A 15,163-nucleotide genomic window follows, 5' to 3' on the forward strand; every position below is an offset into this window, starting at 1 on the left:
TTGAGCATCTTTCGCCGGAAAGGCTTGGACGGCATGACAAAGTTGTATCGCGTGGCTGTCGCGTTCGCGGCGCTTTCCCTTATCGGCCTGGCGGCGTCCGGCTGCATGGGGCCGACTTACGGCACCGGGAAATCGTCCAATGAACAGCTGTTCGACGATCTCGGCGACGCGATTTCGCTGAAGCCGCAGAAGCAGCCAGATCTCGCCTATCAGCCGCGCGGTCAGCTGGTGAAGCCAGCCAATGTCAGTGCACTGGTGGAGCCTGAAAAGAACATCGCCAGCAAGGACAATCCGCAATGGGTGGAAAGCCCTGAGGAACTGCGCAAGCGTCTGCGCAATGAAGCCGACGCTAATGCGAACAATTCCAGCTATCGCTCGCCGCTCGCCGTGTCCGTGACCGATGGCAAGACGATGTCGCCCGAGCAACAGGCGGCAGCCTTCCGCGAAGCCCGCAAGATCCAGGACGGTCGTTACTCCGACCAGCGCCGCTTCATGAGCGATCCGCCGCTCGACTATCGTCGCGTCGACGATCCTTCCAAGCTGACCGATCTCGGCACGCCCGAGACCAAGAAGGAAAAAGAACGCAAGAAGGAAGCCGAGATTGCCGGCAGCGGCAAGAAATGGTGGCAGGTTTTCGATTGACGAGGAGCGGCCTGCGGGCCGCTTTTTTGTTTCAACGTCCCATTGTGTTTTTCGTTCTTTCATTAAGTTTTTACGAAAATATCAATTTTATTCGCTGCGCTTCCGGGGAAAATTTCTTGTTAACTTTCCCAGCCTAACGCTACGGCATGACGGTGAGCAAAAAAACAGTTCTAAAAGCCAGCGCGGTGACGATCATCTCGATGATCGTCTCGGTGTCCATTTGCCTCTTGGTCGTCCCGCTGCTCGGCGGCACGCCGGATGGACCCGGCTTCTGGATGAGCCTCGTTTGTCCGCTGGTGATCGCCTGGCCCGCCAGCGCCTATCAATTCACCCAGACCGAAAGGATCCGGCAAGCGCGCGACGAACTCGCCCAGGCGCATGCCGAGCTTGATCGCCTGCATGGCGAACTGACGCAAGCGCATGATTTGATGGCTCACAAGGCGCGGATCGACGGCCTGACCGGCGGGCTGAACCGCGACACATTCCTGCTCATGTTCGAGGAAGCCTGCGGCAAGGCCGGCTGCGCGGCCCTGCTGCTGTGCGACGCCGATCATTTCAAGACAATCAACGATATACACGGCCATCTTGCCGGAGACGAGGCCTTGCGCGGCATCGCCAAGGCCATTTCACACTCGCTGCGGCCGCTGGATTTCTGGGGTCGGGTTGGCGGCGAGGAATTCGCGGTCTTCCTCGACGGCGCGGATGCGGAAGAAGCGCTGCATGTGGCCGACCGCATCCGCCAGGCGACACAGGACCTCGGCCTGATCTATGAAGGACGCACGGTCAAGACGACGCTCAGCATCGGCGCGACAGTGTTTGAGGGATCCGGCGAGGCGCTCGCCCGCTATCGTGTTGCGGACCGCCGTCTGTATCGCGCCAAATCCGGCGGTCGCAATCGCGTCGTGCTGCATGACGCCAACGAGGCCGAGGCTGCCTGATCAGTCGCGGCGATCCCGAAAGAAGGATCTGAGCAGTTCGGCCGACTGTCTTTCCGAAAAACCGGAATAGACGTCGGGCGCATGATGGCAGGTGGGCTGCGCAAAAAAGCGCACGCCGCTGTCAACAGCCCCGCCCTTTGGATCGGACGCGCCATAATAGAGCCGGCGGATGCGGGCGAAGGAGATGGCGGCGGCGCAGAGGGTGCAGGGTTCGAGCGTCACATAGAGATCGGCATCGGTGAGCCGTTCGTCGCCAATCTCCGCACAGGCCATGCGAATGGCTTCGATTTCGGCATGGGCGGTGGGGTCGTTCTTCTCGCGCGTGCGGTTTCCGGCCCGCGCGATAATCAGGCCCGACTTGACAATCACGGCGCCGACCGGCACTTCCCCGCGGCTTGCGGCGGCGCGTGCTTCCTCGAATGCGACCTCCATGAATGGTTTTGCCGGCTTCACACGGTATTTCCTCTTAACCCGGGCATGATGTCCTGATAGGAGAGCGTAAGAACAAAGGCAAGGACAGATGAAAGACAACAATAAACCGGCTGGCCGGAAACCGACGCGGGCCAAAACCGGCGCAGACAAAGGCGGGAAATTCGCCTCTGGCAAGGGCCCGGGCGCGCGACCGGCCAAAGGTCCCGTTGGCAAGGACAAGAACCCCGCTCATCTCGAAGTGACCGGCGAGGGCGAACGCATCTCCAAGATCATGGCGCGCGCCGGCGTCGCCTCTCGCCGCGATTGCGAGCGCATGATCCTGGAAGGCCGGGTGTCTCTGAACGGCAAGGTGCTGACCACGCCCGCCGTCAACTGTACGCCTGATGACACGATCGAAGTCGACGGCCAGCCGATCAGCGCGATCGAGCGAACCCGTCTGTGGATCTATTACAAGCCCAGCGGGCTGGTGACCACCAATTACGATCCCGAGGGCCGCCCGACCGTATTCGACAACCTGCCGGAAGATCTGCCGCGAGTGATCTCCGTCGGTCGTCTCGACATCAACACCGAAGGCCTGCTGCTGCTGACCAATGACGGCGGTCTGGCGCGCATGCTGGAACTGCCTACCACCGGCTGGCTGCGCCGCTACCGCGTGCGCGCCTATGGCGCGATCGACCAGGAGAAGCTCGACAGCCTCAAAGAGGGCATCGCGGTCGACGGCGTGTTCTATGGCGCGATCGAAGCCACGCTCGACCGCCAGCAGGGTCACAATGTCTGGATCACCATGGGTCTGCGCGAAGGCAAGAACCGCGAGATCAAGAATGTGCTCGGCGCGCTCGGCCTTGACGTCAACCGCCTGATCCGCATCTCCTACGGCCCTTTCCAGCTCGGCGAACTCGAAGACGGCGATGTCGTCGAAGTGCGCAGCCGCACGCTGCGCGACCAGCTCGGCCCGCGCCTGATCGCAGAAGCCAACGCCAATTTCGAAGCGCCGATCAACACGCTTCCCAAGGAGGCGGGCGAAGAGCCGAAGGCGGACAAGCCAGAAGCCACTGAGAGGCCGCGGCGCGAAAGCCGCGAGGAGCGGCGCGACCGCGATCTCGCCAGCATCGACACCAAGCGTCCGCCGAAGGGCGAGGCGCGCGGCAAGGGCGACTGGGCCAAGGGCGACCGCGACAAGAGCGACCGCCCGAGAGGCGATCGAGAGCGCGGTGGCGATCGCGATCGTGGTGGGGATCGGGATCGCGGTGGCGATCGGGAACGTCGGGGACGCGATGACGACCGTCGCAGCGACAAGCCCAAGCGTCCGCCGCTCGGCACGATCCGCACGGCCAATGTCTGGATCGCGCCCGGTGGGCGACCCGCGGACACCGAAACCGCCAGCGATACGATCACCGATCGCGCCGGACGCCAGATCCTGCGGGTGCGCAAGCCCAAGGTGGACGGCGCCGACAAGAAACCCTCAAAGCCAAAGCGTCCCGCCGCCGCCAAGGCGCGCCGCGACGACCGTGGCGACGCAGCGCGGGATGATCGTGACGCAAGGCCGCCGCGGCGCGGACGCGAAGACGGCGCTGCCAGCGATCGCCCCCGTGCGCGCACAGCAAAGCCCGGCGGCAAGCCGGACTTCAAGGAACGTGGCGACGGCCCCAAGCGCGCTTTCGGCAAGGGCAAGCCCGAGTTCGCACGCGATGGCGACAAGCGCCGGGACGACAGGCCAAGGGATGACAGACCCCGTGACGGCAAGCCGAGGGCTGAAAGACCCAGGGATGATAGGCCCAGGGAAGACAGGCCGAGGGATGACAAACGCCGTGACGAAGGCCGTCGGGATGATCAGCGCAAGCCGGAAGGACGCCGTCCTGACGCTCGCTCAGGCGAAGGCCGCAAGGATGACAGAAGCGGCCCCCGCAAGGGTGGACCGGGCGGAAAGGGCGTGAGGGGCGGCAGTGCGGATCGTCGGCGGTGAGTTTCGCGGCCGGGCGCTTGCAACCCCGAAAAGCCAGGACATCAGGCCGACCACTGACCGGAGCCGCGAGAGCCTGTTCAACATCCTGAACCACAAATATCCCGAGGCGCTTGACGGCGCCCGGGTGATGGATGTGTTCGCAGGCACCGGCGCGGTGGGGCTGGAAGCTTTGTCGCGCGGCTGTTCGCAGGCCATGTTCGTGGAAATGTCGGTGGAAGGCCGCGGCCTCATCCGCAGCAATATCGAGGCCTTGGGACTGCAGGGACGCACGCGCATCCTGAGGCGCGATGCGACCGATCTTGGGCAAAGCGGCACGATAGACTCATTTGACTTTGTCTTTGCCGACCCTCCTTATGACAAGGGCCTCGGCGAAAAGGCGCTCGCCTCGGCGGCGGCTGGCGGCTGGCTGAAGCCCGGCGCGCTCGCCATTCTCGAAGAGCGGGCATCTGTCGATCCCCATGTCCAAGCGCCGTTCGTCTTTCTCGAAATTCGTGAATTCGGCGATACGCGCATGCATTTCTATCGCTACACGCCCACACACTGAGGATGACATGATTCCTCAAGGCTCTTCAGCGCCAAGAGTGGCGATCGCCTTCGGCGGGGGCGGCGCGCGGGGTCTTGCGCATATCCACATCATCGAAGCGCTGGACGAACTCGGCATCCGCCCGGTGCGGATCACCGGCTCCTCGATCGGCGCGATCATGGGCGCGGGCATGGCGGCCGGGCTTTCCGGCGCAGAAATCCGTGACTTCACTCTGAAGACGGTGGGAGACCCCCGCGCGGTGATGAACCGCATCTGGTCGCTGCGGCCGACGACGCTGCAGGAATTCGTCTCCGGCGGCGGCTTCCGGGTCGGCCAATACAATCTTGAACGCATCCTGAAAGCATTCCTGCCGGAATCCTTGCCCGAGGATTTTTCCAGCCTGACGATCCCGTTTGGCGCTATCGCCACCGATTATTATGGCGAGCGGGAGGTGCTTGTGGAACAGGGGCCGCTCTATCCGGCGCTTGCCGCCTCGGCCGCCATACCGGCCGTGTTCATGCCGGTGATGCTTGAGGGGCGGGTGATGATCGATGGCGGCATCTACAATCCCGTGCCGTTCGATTATCTGTTTGACGACGCCGATATCGTCATCGGCGTCGATGTGGTCGGGGCGCCCGCAGGCGAAGACCAGCAAATCCCGCGTCGCATCGAAAGCCTGTTCGGGGCGAGCCAGTTGATGATGCAATCGATCATCGCGACCAAACTCAAGATCCGCAAACCGGATATCCTGCTCAGGCCCAATGTCGGCAAGATCGCCGTCCTCGACTTCCTCAAAGCGGCCGACATTCTCGCCATGTCGGCCGACGTTAAGGACGAACTCAAACGGGCGCTCGACGCGGCGATCACATTCCGCGCCTGAGCGCCTTACTTGGCCTTCAGGAGATCGCGGATCTCGGTCAACAGCACCACATCTTCGGACGGACCAGCCGGCGCGGCGGGCGCTTCCTTCTTTGGAATGGCGCGGTTGACGACCTTGATGAGCAGGAAAATGATCCAGGCGACGATCAGGAAGTTGATCAGGATCGTGATGAAATTGCCATAGGCGAACACCGCGCCCTGTTCACGCGCTGCAGCCAACGACGTCGCCGTTACCGCGCTGGACAGCGGGATAAAATAATTGGAAAAATCGACATTGCCGATAATCGCGCCGACGACCGGCATGATCAGATCCTCGACCAGCGATTTGACGATGGCGCCGAAAGAGGCTCCGATGATCACGCCGACGGCGAGATCGAGCACATTGCCGCGCGCGATGAAGGTCTTGAATTCGTTTAGCATGGGCCTCTCCTTGCTTGTCCACCCGGATAAAGTAAACGCTAATAATCAGTTAACCGCAAGACTGCCGACGCCCCATACCGGAACGCACCATCCTAAGGAATGACTTTTCCACCGCCCGGCTTCGGCCTATGCTCCAGACTGCGCGGGAGGCGCATCAAGGAGAAGGCATGCTTCCAGGCTGGCTGATTTTCGGCTCGGCGATCGGTTATCTCGGACTGTTGTTCGCGGTGGCCTGGATCGGTGATCGCAAGGCGCGAGGACCAGAGGCGGTCGAGCGCAGCCGGCCGATCGTCTATGCGCTCAGTCTCGCCATCTATTGCACCTCCTGGACCTATTTCGGCGGCGTGGGGCTCGCCGCCGAGCGCGGATGGGAATTTCTCGGCATCTATATCGGCCCGATGCTGATGTTTACGCTGGGCCTGCCGCTGATCCGGCGGATCACCGTGATCGCCAAGCGCGAAAGGCTGACCTCGATCGCCGATTTCATCGCCGCCCGCTATGGCAAGAACCCCGTGGTCGCCATGATCGTGGCGCTGGTGGCGCTGGCCGGCGCCGTGCCCTATATCGCCCTGCAGCTAAAGGCCGTCTCAGCCTCCGTCGCCGCGCTGGTTGATACATCCGATTATGCGATCGGGCTTGATTCGCATCAGTTGATCGACCTGCCGCTGTTGGTGTCGCTATCGCTGGCTCTATTCGCCGTGGTGTTCGGCACTCGCCATGCCGACGCGACCGAACACCAGAACGGCTTGATGGTGGCGATCGCCACGGAATCTCTGGTGAAACTGCTGGCCATCGGCACGGTGGGCGTCACCGTGGCCTTCTTCCTGTTCGATGGCCCCGCCGACCTCTTCACAGCCGCTGGACGCCATGCGGAAGCCGCTGCAGCGCTGGCTTATCAGACACCGCCTGGACGCTGGATCACGTTGATCGCACTCTCGGCCTTTGCGATCGTCATGTTGCCCAGACAGTTCCATGTCACCGTGGTGGAAAACCGCAGCCATGGCGAACTGAAGCTCGCGGCGCTGTTCTTTCCGCTCTACCTGATCGCCATCAACCTGTTCGTGCTGCCGATCGCGCTAGGCGGCGTGATCCTGTTCAACGGCGCCGGCGACGCCGATCTCTATGTGCTGACCGTGCCGCTGCAATCGGGACTTAAAACGATCACTCTGATCGCCTTCATCGGCGGCTTCTCGGCGGCGACCGCGATGGTGATTGTCGCCTCAGTGGCCCTGGCGATTATGATTTCCAACGACATCGTGCTGCCGGTGCTCTTGAGGCGCAATCTGGTCGGCGCGCCCAGCGACACGACCGCAGATCTCGGCCGACTGGTGCTGATGGTCCGGCGCGGATCAATCTTCGGCGTCATGCTGCTCGGCTATCTCTATTATCGGGCGGCGGGCGCTTCGAACGGCCTGGCCTCGATCGGCCTTATCGCCTTTGCCGCAATCGGGCAGATGGCGCCGGCCATGCTCGGCGGGCTGTTCTGGCGGCGCGCCAATGCGCGCGGCGCCATCGCTGGCATTGCGTCTGGATTCATGGTCTGGGCCTGGCTGCTGTTCATCCCCTCGCTCGGCGGCACCGACACCTCTTCCGACGCCGGGCTCATTCTCGATGCGCTGCTGCCGTCGTCGAAATTCTTTTCCGGCCCGGGCAGCGATCCCTTTATCAATTCGGTGCTGCTCAGCCTGATCATCAACACCGCCTGTTTCATCATTGGCTCGATGAGCCGCAACGCCAAGCTCATTGAGCGGCAGCAGGCGGCGGTGTTTATTCCGCAATCAGAAAATCCGCGTCTGTTGATGCGCAGTTGGCGCACGGGCCTGACCGTCGGCGATCTGAAGACCGTCATAGGGCGCTATCTGGGCGAAGAGCGGATGCAGCGCTCCTTCGCCAATTTCGAGATACGCCGCGGCAGGCCGCTTGATCCCAGGCAGGTCGCAGACGCCGATCTGCTGAATTTCTCCGAACAATTGCTGGGCTCGGCGATCGGCTCATCCTCGGCGCGGCTGGTGATGACGCTGACCATGCGCCGCCACGATGCCCAGCCCGACGACACAGCGCTGTTGCTCGACCAGGCATCGGAAGCAATCGAATACAATCAGGGTGTGCTGCAGACGGCGCTCGCGCAGATGGACCAGGGCGTGGCGGTGTTCGACGCCGAAAACCGCCTGTCGATCTGGAACAGGCGGTTTCGCGCTTTGCTCGATCTGCCGGAAAGCGTCGGACAGGTCGGCTATCCGCTTTCCGCCATCGTCGCCCAATTGGCCGAACGCGGCGATATCACCGCCGGAAGCGAAGTCGATGTCATGGAAACGATCCTTACGCCGGAGACGGGCATCGTTCTGCATCTCGATCACGGCGCCCGCATCGTCGAACTTCGCTCCAACGCCATGCCGGATCGCGGCATCGTGACGACTGTCACCGATATCAGCGAACAGGTGAAGGCTGCGCGCGAACTTGAAGTCGCCAATGAGACGCTGGAGGCGCGGGTGAGCGCGCGCACCCAGGAACTGACCACGGTCAACCAGCAGCTCGCCGAAGCGCGCGCCGCCGCCGAAGAGGCCAATCTTGGCAAGACACGCTTCTTCGCCGCCGCCGGCCACGACATTCTGCAGCCGCTGAATGCGGCGCGGCTCTACTCGTCGACACTGGTCGAACGGCTGGGCCATTCGTCCAACAGCGACCTGGTGCTCAATATCGATTCGGCGTTGGAATCGGTCGAATCCATTCTTGGCGCCGTGCTCGACATTTCCCGGCTCGACACCGGCGCGATGAAGCCTAGACTGACCGCCTTGCCGCTTGCTCCCTTTTTGAAGCGCGTCGAGACGGATTATCAGCCGCTCGCCCAGGCGCGCGGGCTGAAACTCACCTTCCTGCCGACATCTCTGAAAGTGACATCCGACGGCATGCTGCTGCGCCGGCTGGTTCAAAATCTGGTGTCCAACGCCATTAAATATACGGTGACGGGCCGGGTGCTGGTGGGCGCGCGAAAGCGCGGCCAGGAAGTGTGGATCGAGGTGCATGACACCGGCATCGGCATTCCCAAATCGAAATTCCGCACCGTGTTCAAGGAATTCGCCCGGCTCGACGAGGGCGCCCGCACAGCGTCCGGCCTCGGCCTGGGCTTGTCGATCGTCGACCGTATCGGCCGTGTGCTCAACCATCCGGTCGAACTCCAGTCGACGCCCGGCAAGGGCACGGTGTTTCGGGTGCGGCTGCCGCTCATCGAACAGGTTCCTGACGCGAAAAACGCATCCGCCAGCGACGGGCCGCAGACCGCGCTCGCGCGGCTGGACCATCTCAGCATTCTCTGCATCGACAATGAGCCGGCAATCCTCGACGGCATGGGGCTCCTTCTCGAAGGCTGGGGCGCGCGCGTCGCCAAGGCGGCAGGGCGCGTAGAGGCCGAAGCCCTTCTGCAGACGGATAGCGTGGTTTTCGACATGGTCATCGCCGACTATCATCTCGATGACTCCACCGGCATCGAGGCGATCGAGGCGGTCAGAGCGCGGCTGCCGGATCTGCCCGCCATTCTCGTCACCGCCGACCGGACGGCAGAGGTTCGTGCCGCGGCGGACAGGCTGGGCGCGGTGCTGCTCAACAAGCCGGTAAAGCCTGCGGCGCTCAGGGCCAATCTCATGCGCATTCCCGTCCGACAAAAAGACGCGGCCGAATAGGATTTTGCTTTCGCGAGAGGCGCGAATCCGGGAAAAGGCTCCATGACCATCAAGCTCCTGCCAGAAACGCTGATCAACCAGATCGCCGCCGGCGAAGTGATCGAACGCCCCGCCAGCGCCGCCAAGGAACTGATCGAAAACGCCATCGACGCCGGCGCGACGCGCATCGAGATCGCCACCAGCGGCGGCGGCAAGTCGTTGCTGCGCATCGTCGACAACGGGTCGGGCATGGGGCCGGAGGATCTGGCGCTGGCCGTGCGCCGGCATTGCACCTCCAAGCTCGAACGGGGGCTTGAGGATATCCGCACGCTCGGTTTTCGCGGCGAGGCGCTGCCGTCGATCGGTTCGGTCGCCAAACTGTCGATCGTCTCGCGGCTGAAGGATGCAAACGATGCGTTCGAGGTCAGCGTGCATGGCGGCAAGATGTCGGACATCAGACCCAAGGCCGCTAATGCCGGCACGGTGGTCGAGGTGCGCGACCTGTTCTTCGCCACGCCCGCGCGGTTGAAATTCCTCAAGACGGAAAAGGCTGAGGCCGGCGCGATCACCGAAGTGGTCAGGCGCATGGCCATCGCCTTCCCGCATATCCGCTTTACGCTGTCGGGCACCGACCGGTCGCTTCTCGAATTTCCCGCGACGCCGGGCGACAAACTGGCGCGCATTGCCCAGGTGATCGGCAAGGATTTCGAGGACAATTCCATCGAAATCGACGCAGAGCGCGAAGGCGTGCGCCTGTCAGGCTATGCCGGCGTGCCGACATTCCATCGCGGCAACAGCGCCCATCAATTCGCCTTCGTCAATGGCCGGCCGGTCAATGACAAGCTGATCATCTCGGCGCTGCGCGGCGCCTATGCCGAGACCGTGCCGTCGGGCCGATATCCGGCGGCGGTGCTGGATATCGAGCTCGATCCGGCGCTGGTCGACGTCAATGTGCATCCGGCAAAATCGGATGTGCGCTTCCGCGATCCGGGTCTGGTGCGCGGCTTGATCGTCGGCGCAATACGGCAGGCGCTGCTGCGGGAAGGCGACCGCTCTTCCACGACCGCGACCCGGTCGATGATGGACGCGTTCCGCCCAGGCTTTTCCGGCTATCGCGCGCCGCCTGCCCAGAACTGGACGGCCCAGCAATCGCCGTCGCGGCCTTTCGAGCCCATGGGTTTTGCCGAGCAGCCGCAGACCTCGCCGCTACGCCAGCAGGGCTTCGCCGATTTTGCCGCGCCCTCTGCACGCACTGAGGCGCCCATCATCGCTGCAGCCGAGACCGCCCAACCGGACCTGACACGGCATCCGCTCGGCGCAGCGCGGGCGCAATTGCATGAAAACTATATCGTGGCGCAGACGGAAAACGGCGTCGTCATCGTCGATCAGCACGCCGCCCATGAGCGGCTGGTGTTTGAGGACATGCGCAAGGCGCTGAGGGATCGGGACCTGCCGACCCAGGCGCTGCTGATCCCGGAAATCATTGACCTGCCCGAAGAAGATTGCGACCGGTTGATGGAACATGCCAATGATCTCAAACGGCTCGGCCTGGTGTATGAACGCTTCGGCCCCGGCGCGATCCTGATCCGCGAGACGCCGGCCATGCTCGGCGAGACCGATATTCAGGGCCTGGTGAAGGATCTCGTCGATGAGATCGGCGAATGGGACACGTCACGCGGCCTGCATGCCCGGCTCGAGCATGTGGCTGCGACCATGGCTTGCCACGGTTCGGTGCGCTCCGGTCGTCGTCTCAGGGTCGAGGAGATGAATGCACTTCTGCGGCAGATGGAGGCGACGCCGGGATCCGGCCAATGCAATCACGGTCGCCCGACCTATATCGAATTGAAGCTCGCGGATATCGAACGGTTGTTCGGCCGAAGCTGATTTTTGTGGCGCGATGCGCAGCACCTCTGTATATCGGCCCGACACAGATGATCAGCAGGATTGCATATGAACCGGTTTGAAGGAAGCGGAAGCCGCGAAGCCAAGATTCGCTATCTCGACGGCGATTTCCAAATCCTGTTGCCCGGCGGTTACGTCGTCTGCGCCGTCACCGGCCAGCAGATCCCACTCGACGAGTTGAAATACTGGAGCGTCGACCGCCAGGAAGCCTATGCTGACGCCGATGCGTCGCTCGAAGCGGAAAAGCGCGCGGGCCACATCCGGGCGAACTGACGCTTACGCCTTGTTCGCCTTGGCCCGCCTGCGCCGCGCCGTCTCCACCGCCTCACGAACAATGAGCGTCGGCGCCTGCGGATTGTCGAAGGCCATGTCGACATCAATGACCTGCATGCGGCGGGCCAATTCCTCAGCGCGGCCGTGATGGCCAATGAGCCGCACGGCATCCTTGGCCGTGGTGACAATCTGCAATTCTTCGCTATCCGCCGTCGACAGGATGTCTTCGATCTCGTCATCGGTCAGGTGCTGATGATCGCCGAAGGAGCGGGTCGCGACAGGCTCCGCACCGATCTCGCGGACAGTGCGGAAGAATTTTTCCGGATCGGCGATGCCGGCAAACGCCAGGACGCGCATTCCGTCGAGATTGTCCGCCTGGCGGGGCGCGATCTTCGCCTCCATCACCGGCTTGCCGATCCGAGCCGCAAGCCGGATGAAGGGATCGGCAGCCACGCCCTCCCCCACCTTCAGAAGCGCGGTGGCGTATTTTAATTGCAACGAGGTCGGCGCGCGCACTGGCCCCGACGGCACGATACGACCATTGCCGATGCCGCGCCGGGCGTCGATCACCATCAATGCATAGTCGACATGAAGTCGTGCGCTCTGAAACCCGTCATCCATGATGATGAGGTTGGCGCCTTCGGCGATCAACCTGTTGGCGCCATCGATTCGCCGCCGGGCGATCACCGTCAACGCCTCCCGGGCGATCAACAACGGCTCGTCGCCCACATCGCGCGCGCGGTGGTGGTGAGGATCGACGACGGTGGTCCGATCGATACTACCGCCATATCCCCGACTTAGAACGCCCGGCTTCATTCCAATAGCTTTTGCGGCCTTGGCGAGCGCAATGACAGTGGGCGTCTTGCCGGCGCCGCCGACGGTGAAATTGCCGACGCAGATGACGGGAACAGGAAGCGGCGCGCGCGCGCCACGCCGCAGATTGCGTGCGGCCACCGCTCCGTAGATCCAGGAGAAAGGCGCGAGCGCCAAGGCCTCCCATCCGGTCTTCCGCCACCAGAAGGGCGGTGAATCCGATACCATCGCTTCCGTCTCGCGTCTTCGCGAGACCCTGTTTTTCGCGTTGAAGGTGAATTGCGACATCAGAGAACGCGAAAATGCGTGGAAAAGCAAGGAGAGGCGGAAAGAGATGCGCACTTGACGCGGCGAAGGCCGTTAAAGGCGATCCAACAGCGCTTCCAGGTCATCGATGCTGGCCAAGACATGATCCGCATCGGGCGCGAGCGCGTCGCGACCGCTGGTTCCGGTCAGCACGCCGACAGCGAGACCGGCCCGGGCGTTGCGCGCCATGTGGAGATCATGGGTATTGTCGCCGACCATCACGATCTCCGAAAGGGGCACGCCGGCCTGACGCGCGAAACCCTCAATCATGCCAGGCCCGGGCTTGACGCCATGACCACTGTCATATCCCGCGATGTAATCCAGAAATCCAATGACGCCCAACCGTTCCGCCATCAGGCGGATCGAGGCTTCGTTGTCGGAGGAAGCGACGCCCAGTTTCAGCCCCCTGCTCCTGAGCCTTGAGAACAAGGCCGGAAGATCTGTGACAGGAACGGAATTGGCGGCGCCTTCAAGAAAGAACCGGTCAAGATGGACGGTCAGTTCCTCGGCGTCATAAGGAGAACCGCCTTGGGCCATGGCGGCGGCGATTTCGCTGGAGGCGGCGGCGGCGAACAAGCTGCCGGCCGAGACCTTGCCGGTCTTTGGATCCATGCCGCAGATGACCATCAGACGATCGGCCAGCATCGCATCGCCATCAGCGGCGAACAGGCTGGCGCGGCGGTTGATGGGCTCCCATGTCTTGTCGAAATCGAGCAGCGTGCCGTCCTTGTCGAACAGGACCGCGGAAAATCTGGTCATCGTGTCATCCGCCATTGGCGCTGGCGCGCGGCATCAGCCGGGCCTTCATGGTCAAAGGATTGATATAGGGCTCAAGCCCACGCAGCGTCGCCGAGAGCGCGCCGCGCATCTGATGCACCGTCTGCAGGCCGGCGTCGATCATCTGATGCCGCGCCGGTTCGTTGGTGATCAGATAATAGACGCCCTTGGCCAGCATCTCGGTATCGCGCACCATGCGGGCCGAGCCATTGCGGGCCAGCATTTGATAGCTTTCGCGAAAATTCCCCACATGCCCCCCCGACAAAATCGCGCAGCCCATCATCGCCGGCTCCAGCGGATTCTGTCCGCCTTCCGCCGTCAGCGAACGTCCCACGAACGCCACTTCCGTCAGCTGAAGATAAAGGCTCATTTCGCCGATCGTATCGCCGAGATAGATGTCGGTGTCGGCGGCGATCTGGTCACCGCGGCTGCGGCGCGCAACCGTCAATCCCTGCTCCTTGAACAAGGCTTCGATATCATCGCCGCGCTCGGGATGGCGCGGCACGACGATGCTCAGGAGATCGAGACGAGACTTCAGCGCCTTGTGGACCTGACCCGCCGCCTTTTCCTCGCCATCGAAGGTCGAGATCGCCGCCCAGGTCGAACGCCCGCCGATCTGCTGGCGCAGGCGCATCAGGGCGACGGCGTCGGCTTCCGGCATGTCGCTGTCAGCCTTCAGATTGCCGGAGACCAGCACTGGCAAGGCGCCGAGATCCTGCATGCGGCTGGCGTCGAGCTCGGATTGAGCGATGACCAGCGCCAGATTTTCAAACAAGGCCGAGGCGACATTCGGAAAGGACGACCATCGCCTGAAGGAGCGATCCGACATGCGCGCATTGACGAGGATCTGCGGAATATGCCGCCTGCCGAGCGCCATGATCGTATTGGGCCAGATTTCAGATTCGGCGAACAAGGCCAGATCGGGCTGCCAATATTCCAGGAACCGTTCGACCACCGTCTTGAGATCCAGCGGCACATATTGGTGGATCACATAGCCGGACAGGCGGGCGTTCACCACGGTCGCCGACGTGACCGTGCCAGTGGTCAGTAGCACAGTGATGCCGCGCCGGGAGATTTCCTTGATCAGGGGAACCATGGCGTTGGTTTCGCCGACGCTGGCGGCGTGAACCCAGACCAATGGCCCTTCCGGGCGCGGCGCGCTCGCATAGCCGTAGCGTTCCGAACGGCGCGCCCGTTCCTCCTTGCCGCGAGCCGAGCGGACCGCCACGAGCGTATTGATCGCCGGGTAGGCGACCACGCCCGCCCAGCGGTAAGCCCAGAGGGCCGCCCGAGCGCGCAGACTGCTCATGCGCCTGTTCCCCTTTTCATCCGTCAGCCTTGGGACGGCTCGAGGAGGCGGTGCAGATGCACGATGAAATAGCGCATATGGGCATTGTCAACCGTCTGCTGGGCCTTCGACTTCCAGGCGGTCAGCGCCGAGGCGTAGTCAGGAAAGATGCCGACAATGTCGAGTTCATTGAGGTTCTTGAACTCGGTCGCGCCAAGCGTGGTAAGTTCGCCGCCGAAAACCAGGTGAAGGAGTTGCTTGGAGCCCGCTGCTTCGGACATGGATGCTTCCTCTTCTTATCGAATTTTTATGGACCGAATGGATACGCACGTGGACATGGAATTGCGGCAA

Annotated in this window: 14 protein-coding genes; 8 read left to right on the forward strand and 6 right to left on the reverse strand. The window is 62.9% G+C overall.

All coding sequences use genetic code 11. From position 1 onward, the window contains the following. The first annotated feature begins 33 nt into the window (after window positions 1–33). Both M2360_RS00300 and M2360_RS00305 read left to right on the forward strand, forming a co-directional pair. Entirely contained in the window at window positions 34–642 is a 609-nt protein-coding gene (locus M2360_RS00300; protein ID WP_280772372.1) for a hypothetical protein, read from the forward strand. 152 nt (window positions 643–794) lie between these two features. Continuing rightward, window positions 795–1,580, forward strand: coding sequence for a GGDEF domain-containing protein (locus M2360_RS00305; protein ID WP_280772373.1), 786 nt, complete (start codon window positions 795–797; stop codon window positions 1,578–1,580). Here M2360_RS00305 and M2360_RS00310 read toward each other — a convergent pair whose 3' ends face one another. Continuing rightward, complete coding sequence (locus M2360_RS00310; protein ID WP_280773048.1) at window positions 1,581–2,012, reverse strand: nucleoside deaminase; 432 nt, start codon at window positions 2,010–2,012, stop codon at window positions 1,581–1,583. Window positions 2,013–2,100: 88 nt separating this feature from the next. On the opposite strand from M2360_RS00310, the gene M2360_RS00315 reads away from it, so the two are divergent. From M2360_RS00315 to M2360_RS00325, 3 genes are read left to right on the forward strand one after another with little or no spacing between them, the layout of a single operon-like run. Then, window positions 2,101–3,975: a pseudouridine synthase gene (locus tag M2360_RS00315; protein WP_280772374.1), complete on the forward strand. Its 1,875-nt coding sequence runs from the start codon at window positions 2,101–2,103 to the stop codon at window positions 3,973–3,975. Beyond that, window positions 3,956–4,519 (forward strand): 16S rRNA (guanine(966)-N(2))-methyltransferase RsmD, encoded by a 564-nt coding sequence (gene rsmD / locus M2360_RS00320; protein ID WP_280772375.1) that lies wholly within the window; start codon window positions 3,956–3,958, stop codon window positions 4,517–4,519. The genes M2360_RS00315 and rsmD overlap by 20 nt, the downstream gene beginning before the upstream one ends. Before the next feature lie 7 nt (window positions 4,520–4,526). Further along, window positions 4,527–5,378: a patatin-like phospholipase family protein gene (locus M2360_RS00325; RefSeq protein WP_280772376.1), complete on the forward strand. Its 852-nt coding sequence runs from the start codon at window positions 4,527–4,529 to the stop codon at window positions 5,376–5,378. A gap of 5 nt (window positions 5,379–5,383) precedes the next feature. Here M2360_RS00325 and mscL read toward each other — a convergent pair whose 3' ends face one another. Continuing rightward, entirely contained in the window at window positions 5,384–5,797 is a 414-nt protein-coding gene (mscL, locus tag M2360_RS00330) for a large conductance mechanosensitive channel protein MscL (RefSeq protein ID WP_280772377.1), read from the reverse strand. A 167-nt stretch (window positions 5,798–5,964) separates the two neighbouring features. On the opposite strand from mscL, the gene M2360_RS00335 reads away from it, so the two are divergent. The 3 genes from M2360_RS00335 to M2360_RS00345 all read left to right on the forward strand — a co-directional run bounded on the left by M2360_RS00335 (window position 5,965) and on the right by M2360_RS00345 (window position 11,628). Continuing rightward, window positions 5,965–9,474: a PAS domain-containing hybrid sensor histidine kinase/response regulator gene (locus tag M2360_RS00335; RefSeq protein ID WP_280772378.1), complete on the forward strand. Its 3,510-nt coding sequence runs from the start codon at window positions 5,965–5,967 to the stop codon at window positions 9,472–9,474. Window positions 9,475–9,516: 42 nt separating this feature from the next. After that, a complete protein-coding gene (mutL, locus tag M2360_RS00340) occupies window positions 9,517–11,337 on the forward strand; it encodes a DNA mismatch repair endonuclease MutL (protein WP_280772379.1) in 1,821 nt (606 codons plus the stop codon). A 66-nt stretch (window positions 11,338–11,403) separates the two neighbouring features. Continuing rightward, window positions 11,404–11,628, forward strand: a complete 225-nt coding sequence (locus M2360_RS00345) for a DUF2093 domain-containing protein (protein ID WP_280772380.1) — start codon at window positions 11,404–11,406, stop codon at window positions 11,626–11,628. Window positions 11,629–11,631: 3 nt separating this feature from the next. Here M2360_RS00345 and lpxK read toward each other — a convergent pair whose 3' ends face one another. From lpxK to M2360_RS00365, 4 genes are all read right to left on the reverse strand, one after another. Then, window positions 11,632–12,669: a tetraacyldisaccharide 4'-kinase gene (gene lpxK / locus M2360_RS00350; RefSeq protein ID WP_280772381.1), complete on the reverse strand. Its 1,038-nt coding sequence runs from the start codon at window positions 12,667–12,669 to the stop codon at window positions 11,632–11,634. 132 nt (window positions 12,670–12,801) lie between these two features. Beyond that, the gene (locus tag M2360_RS00355) at window positions 12,802–13,506 is read right to left on the reverse strand and encodes an HAD family hydrolase (protein ID WP_280772382.1); all 705 of its coding nucleotides are present in this window, start codon (window positions 13,504–13,506) and stop codon (window positions 12,802–12,804) included. A 4-nt stretch (window positions 13,507–13,510) separates the two neighbouring features. Further along, complete coding sequence (waaA, locus tag M2360_RS00360; protein ID WP_280772383.1) at window positions 13,511–14,833, reverse strand: lipid IV(A) 3-deoxy-D-manno-octulosonic acid transferase; 1,323 nt, start codon at window positions 14,831–14,833, stop codon at window positions 13,511–13,513. A 23-nt stretch (window positions 14,834–14,856) separates the two neighbouring features. Then, window positions 14,857–15,093: a DUF4170 domain-containing protein gene (locus M2360_RS00365; protein WP_280772384.1), complete on the reverse strand. Its 237-nt coding sequence runs from the start codon at window positions 15,091–15,093 to the stop codon at window positions 14,857–14,859. Window positions 15,094–15,163 lie beyond the last annotated feature (70 nt).

The sequence above is a fragment of the Rhizobium sp. SG_E_25_P2 genome (genome assembly GCF_029892285.1).
Taxonomy (GTDB): Bacteria; Pseudomonadota; Alphaproteobacteria; order Rhizobiales; family Rhizobiaceae; genus Rhizobium_E.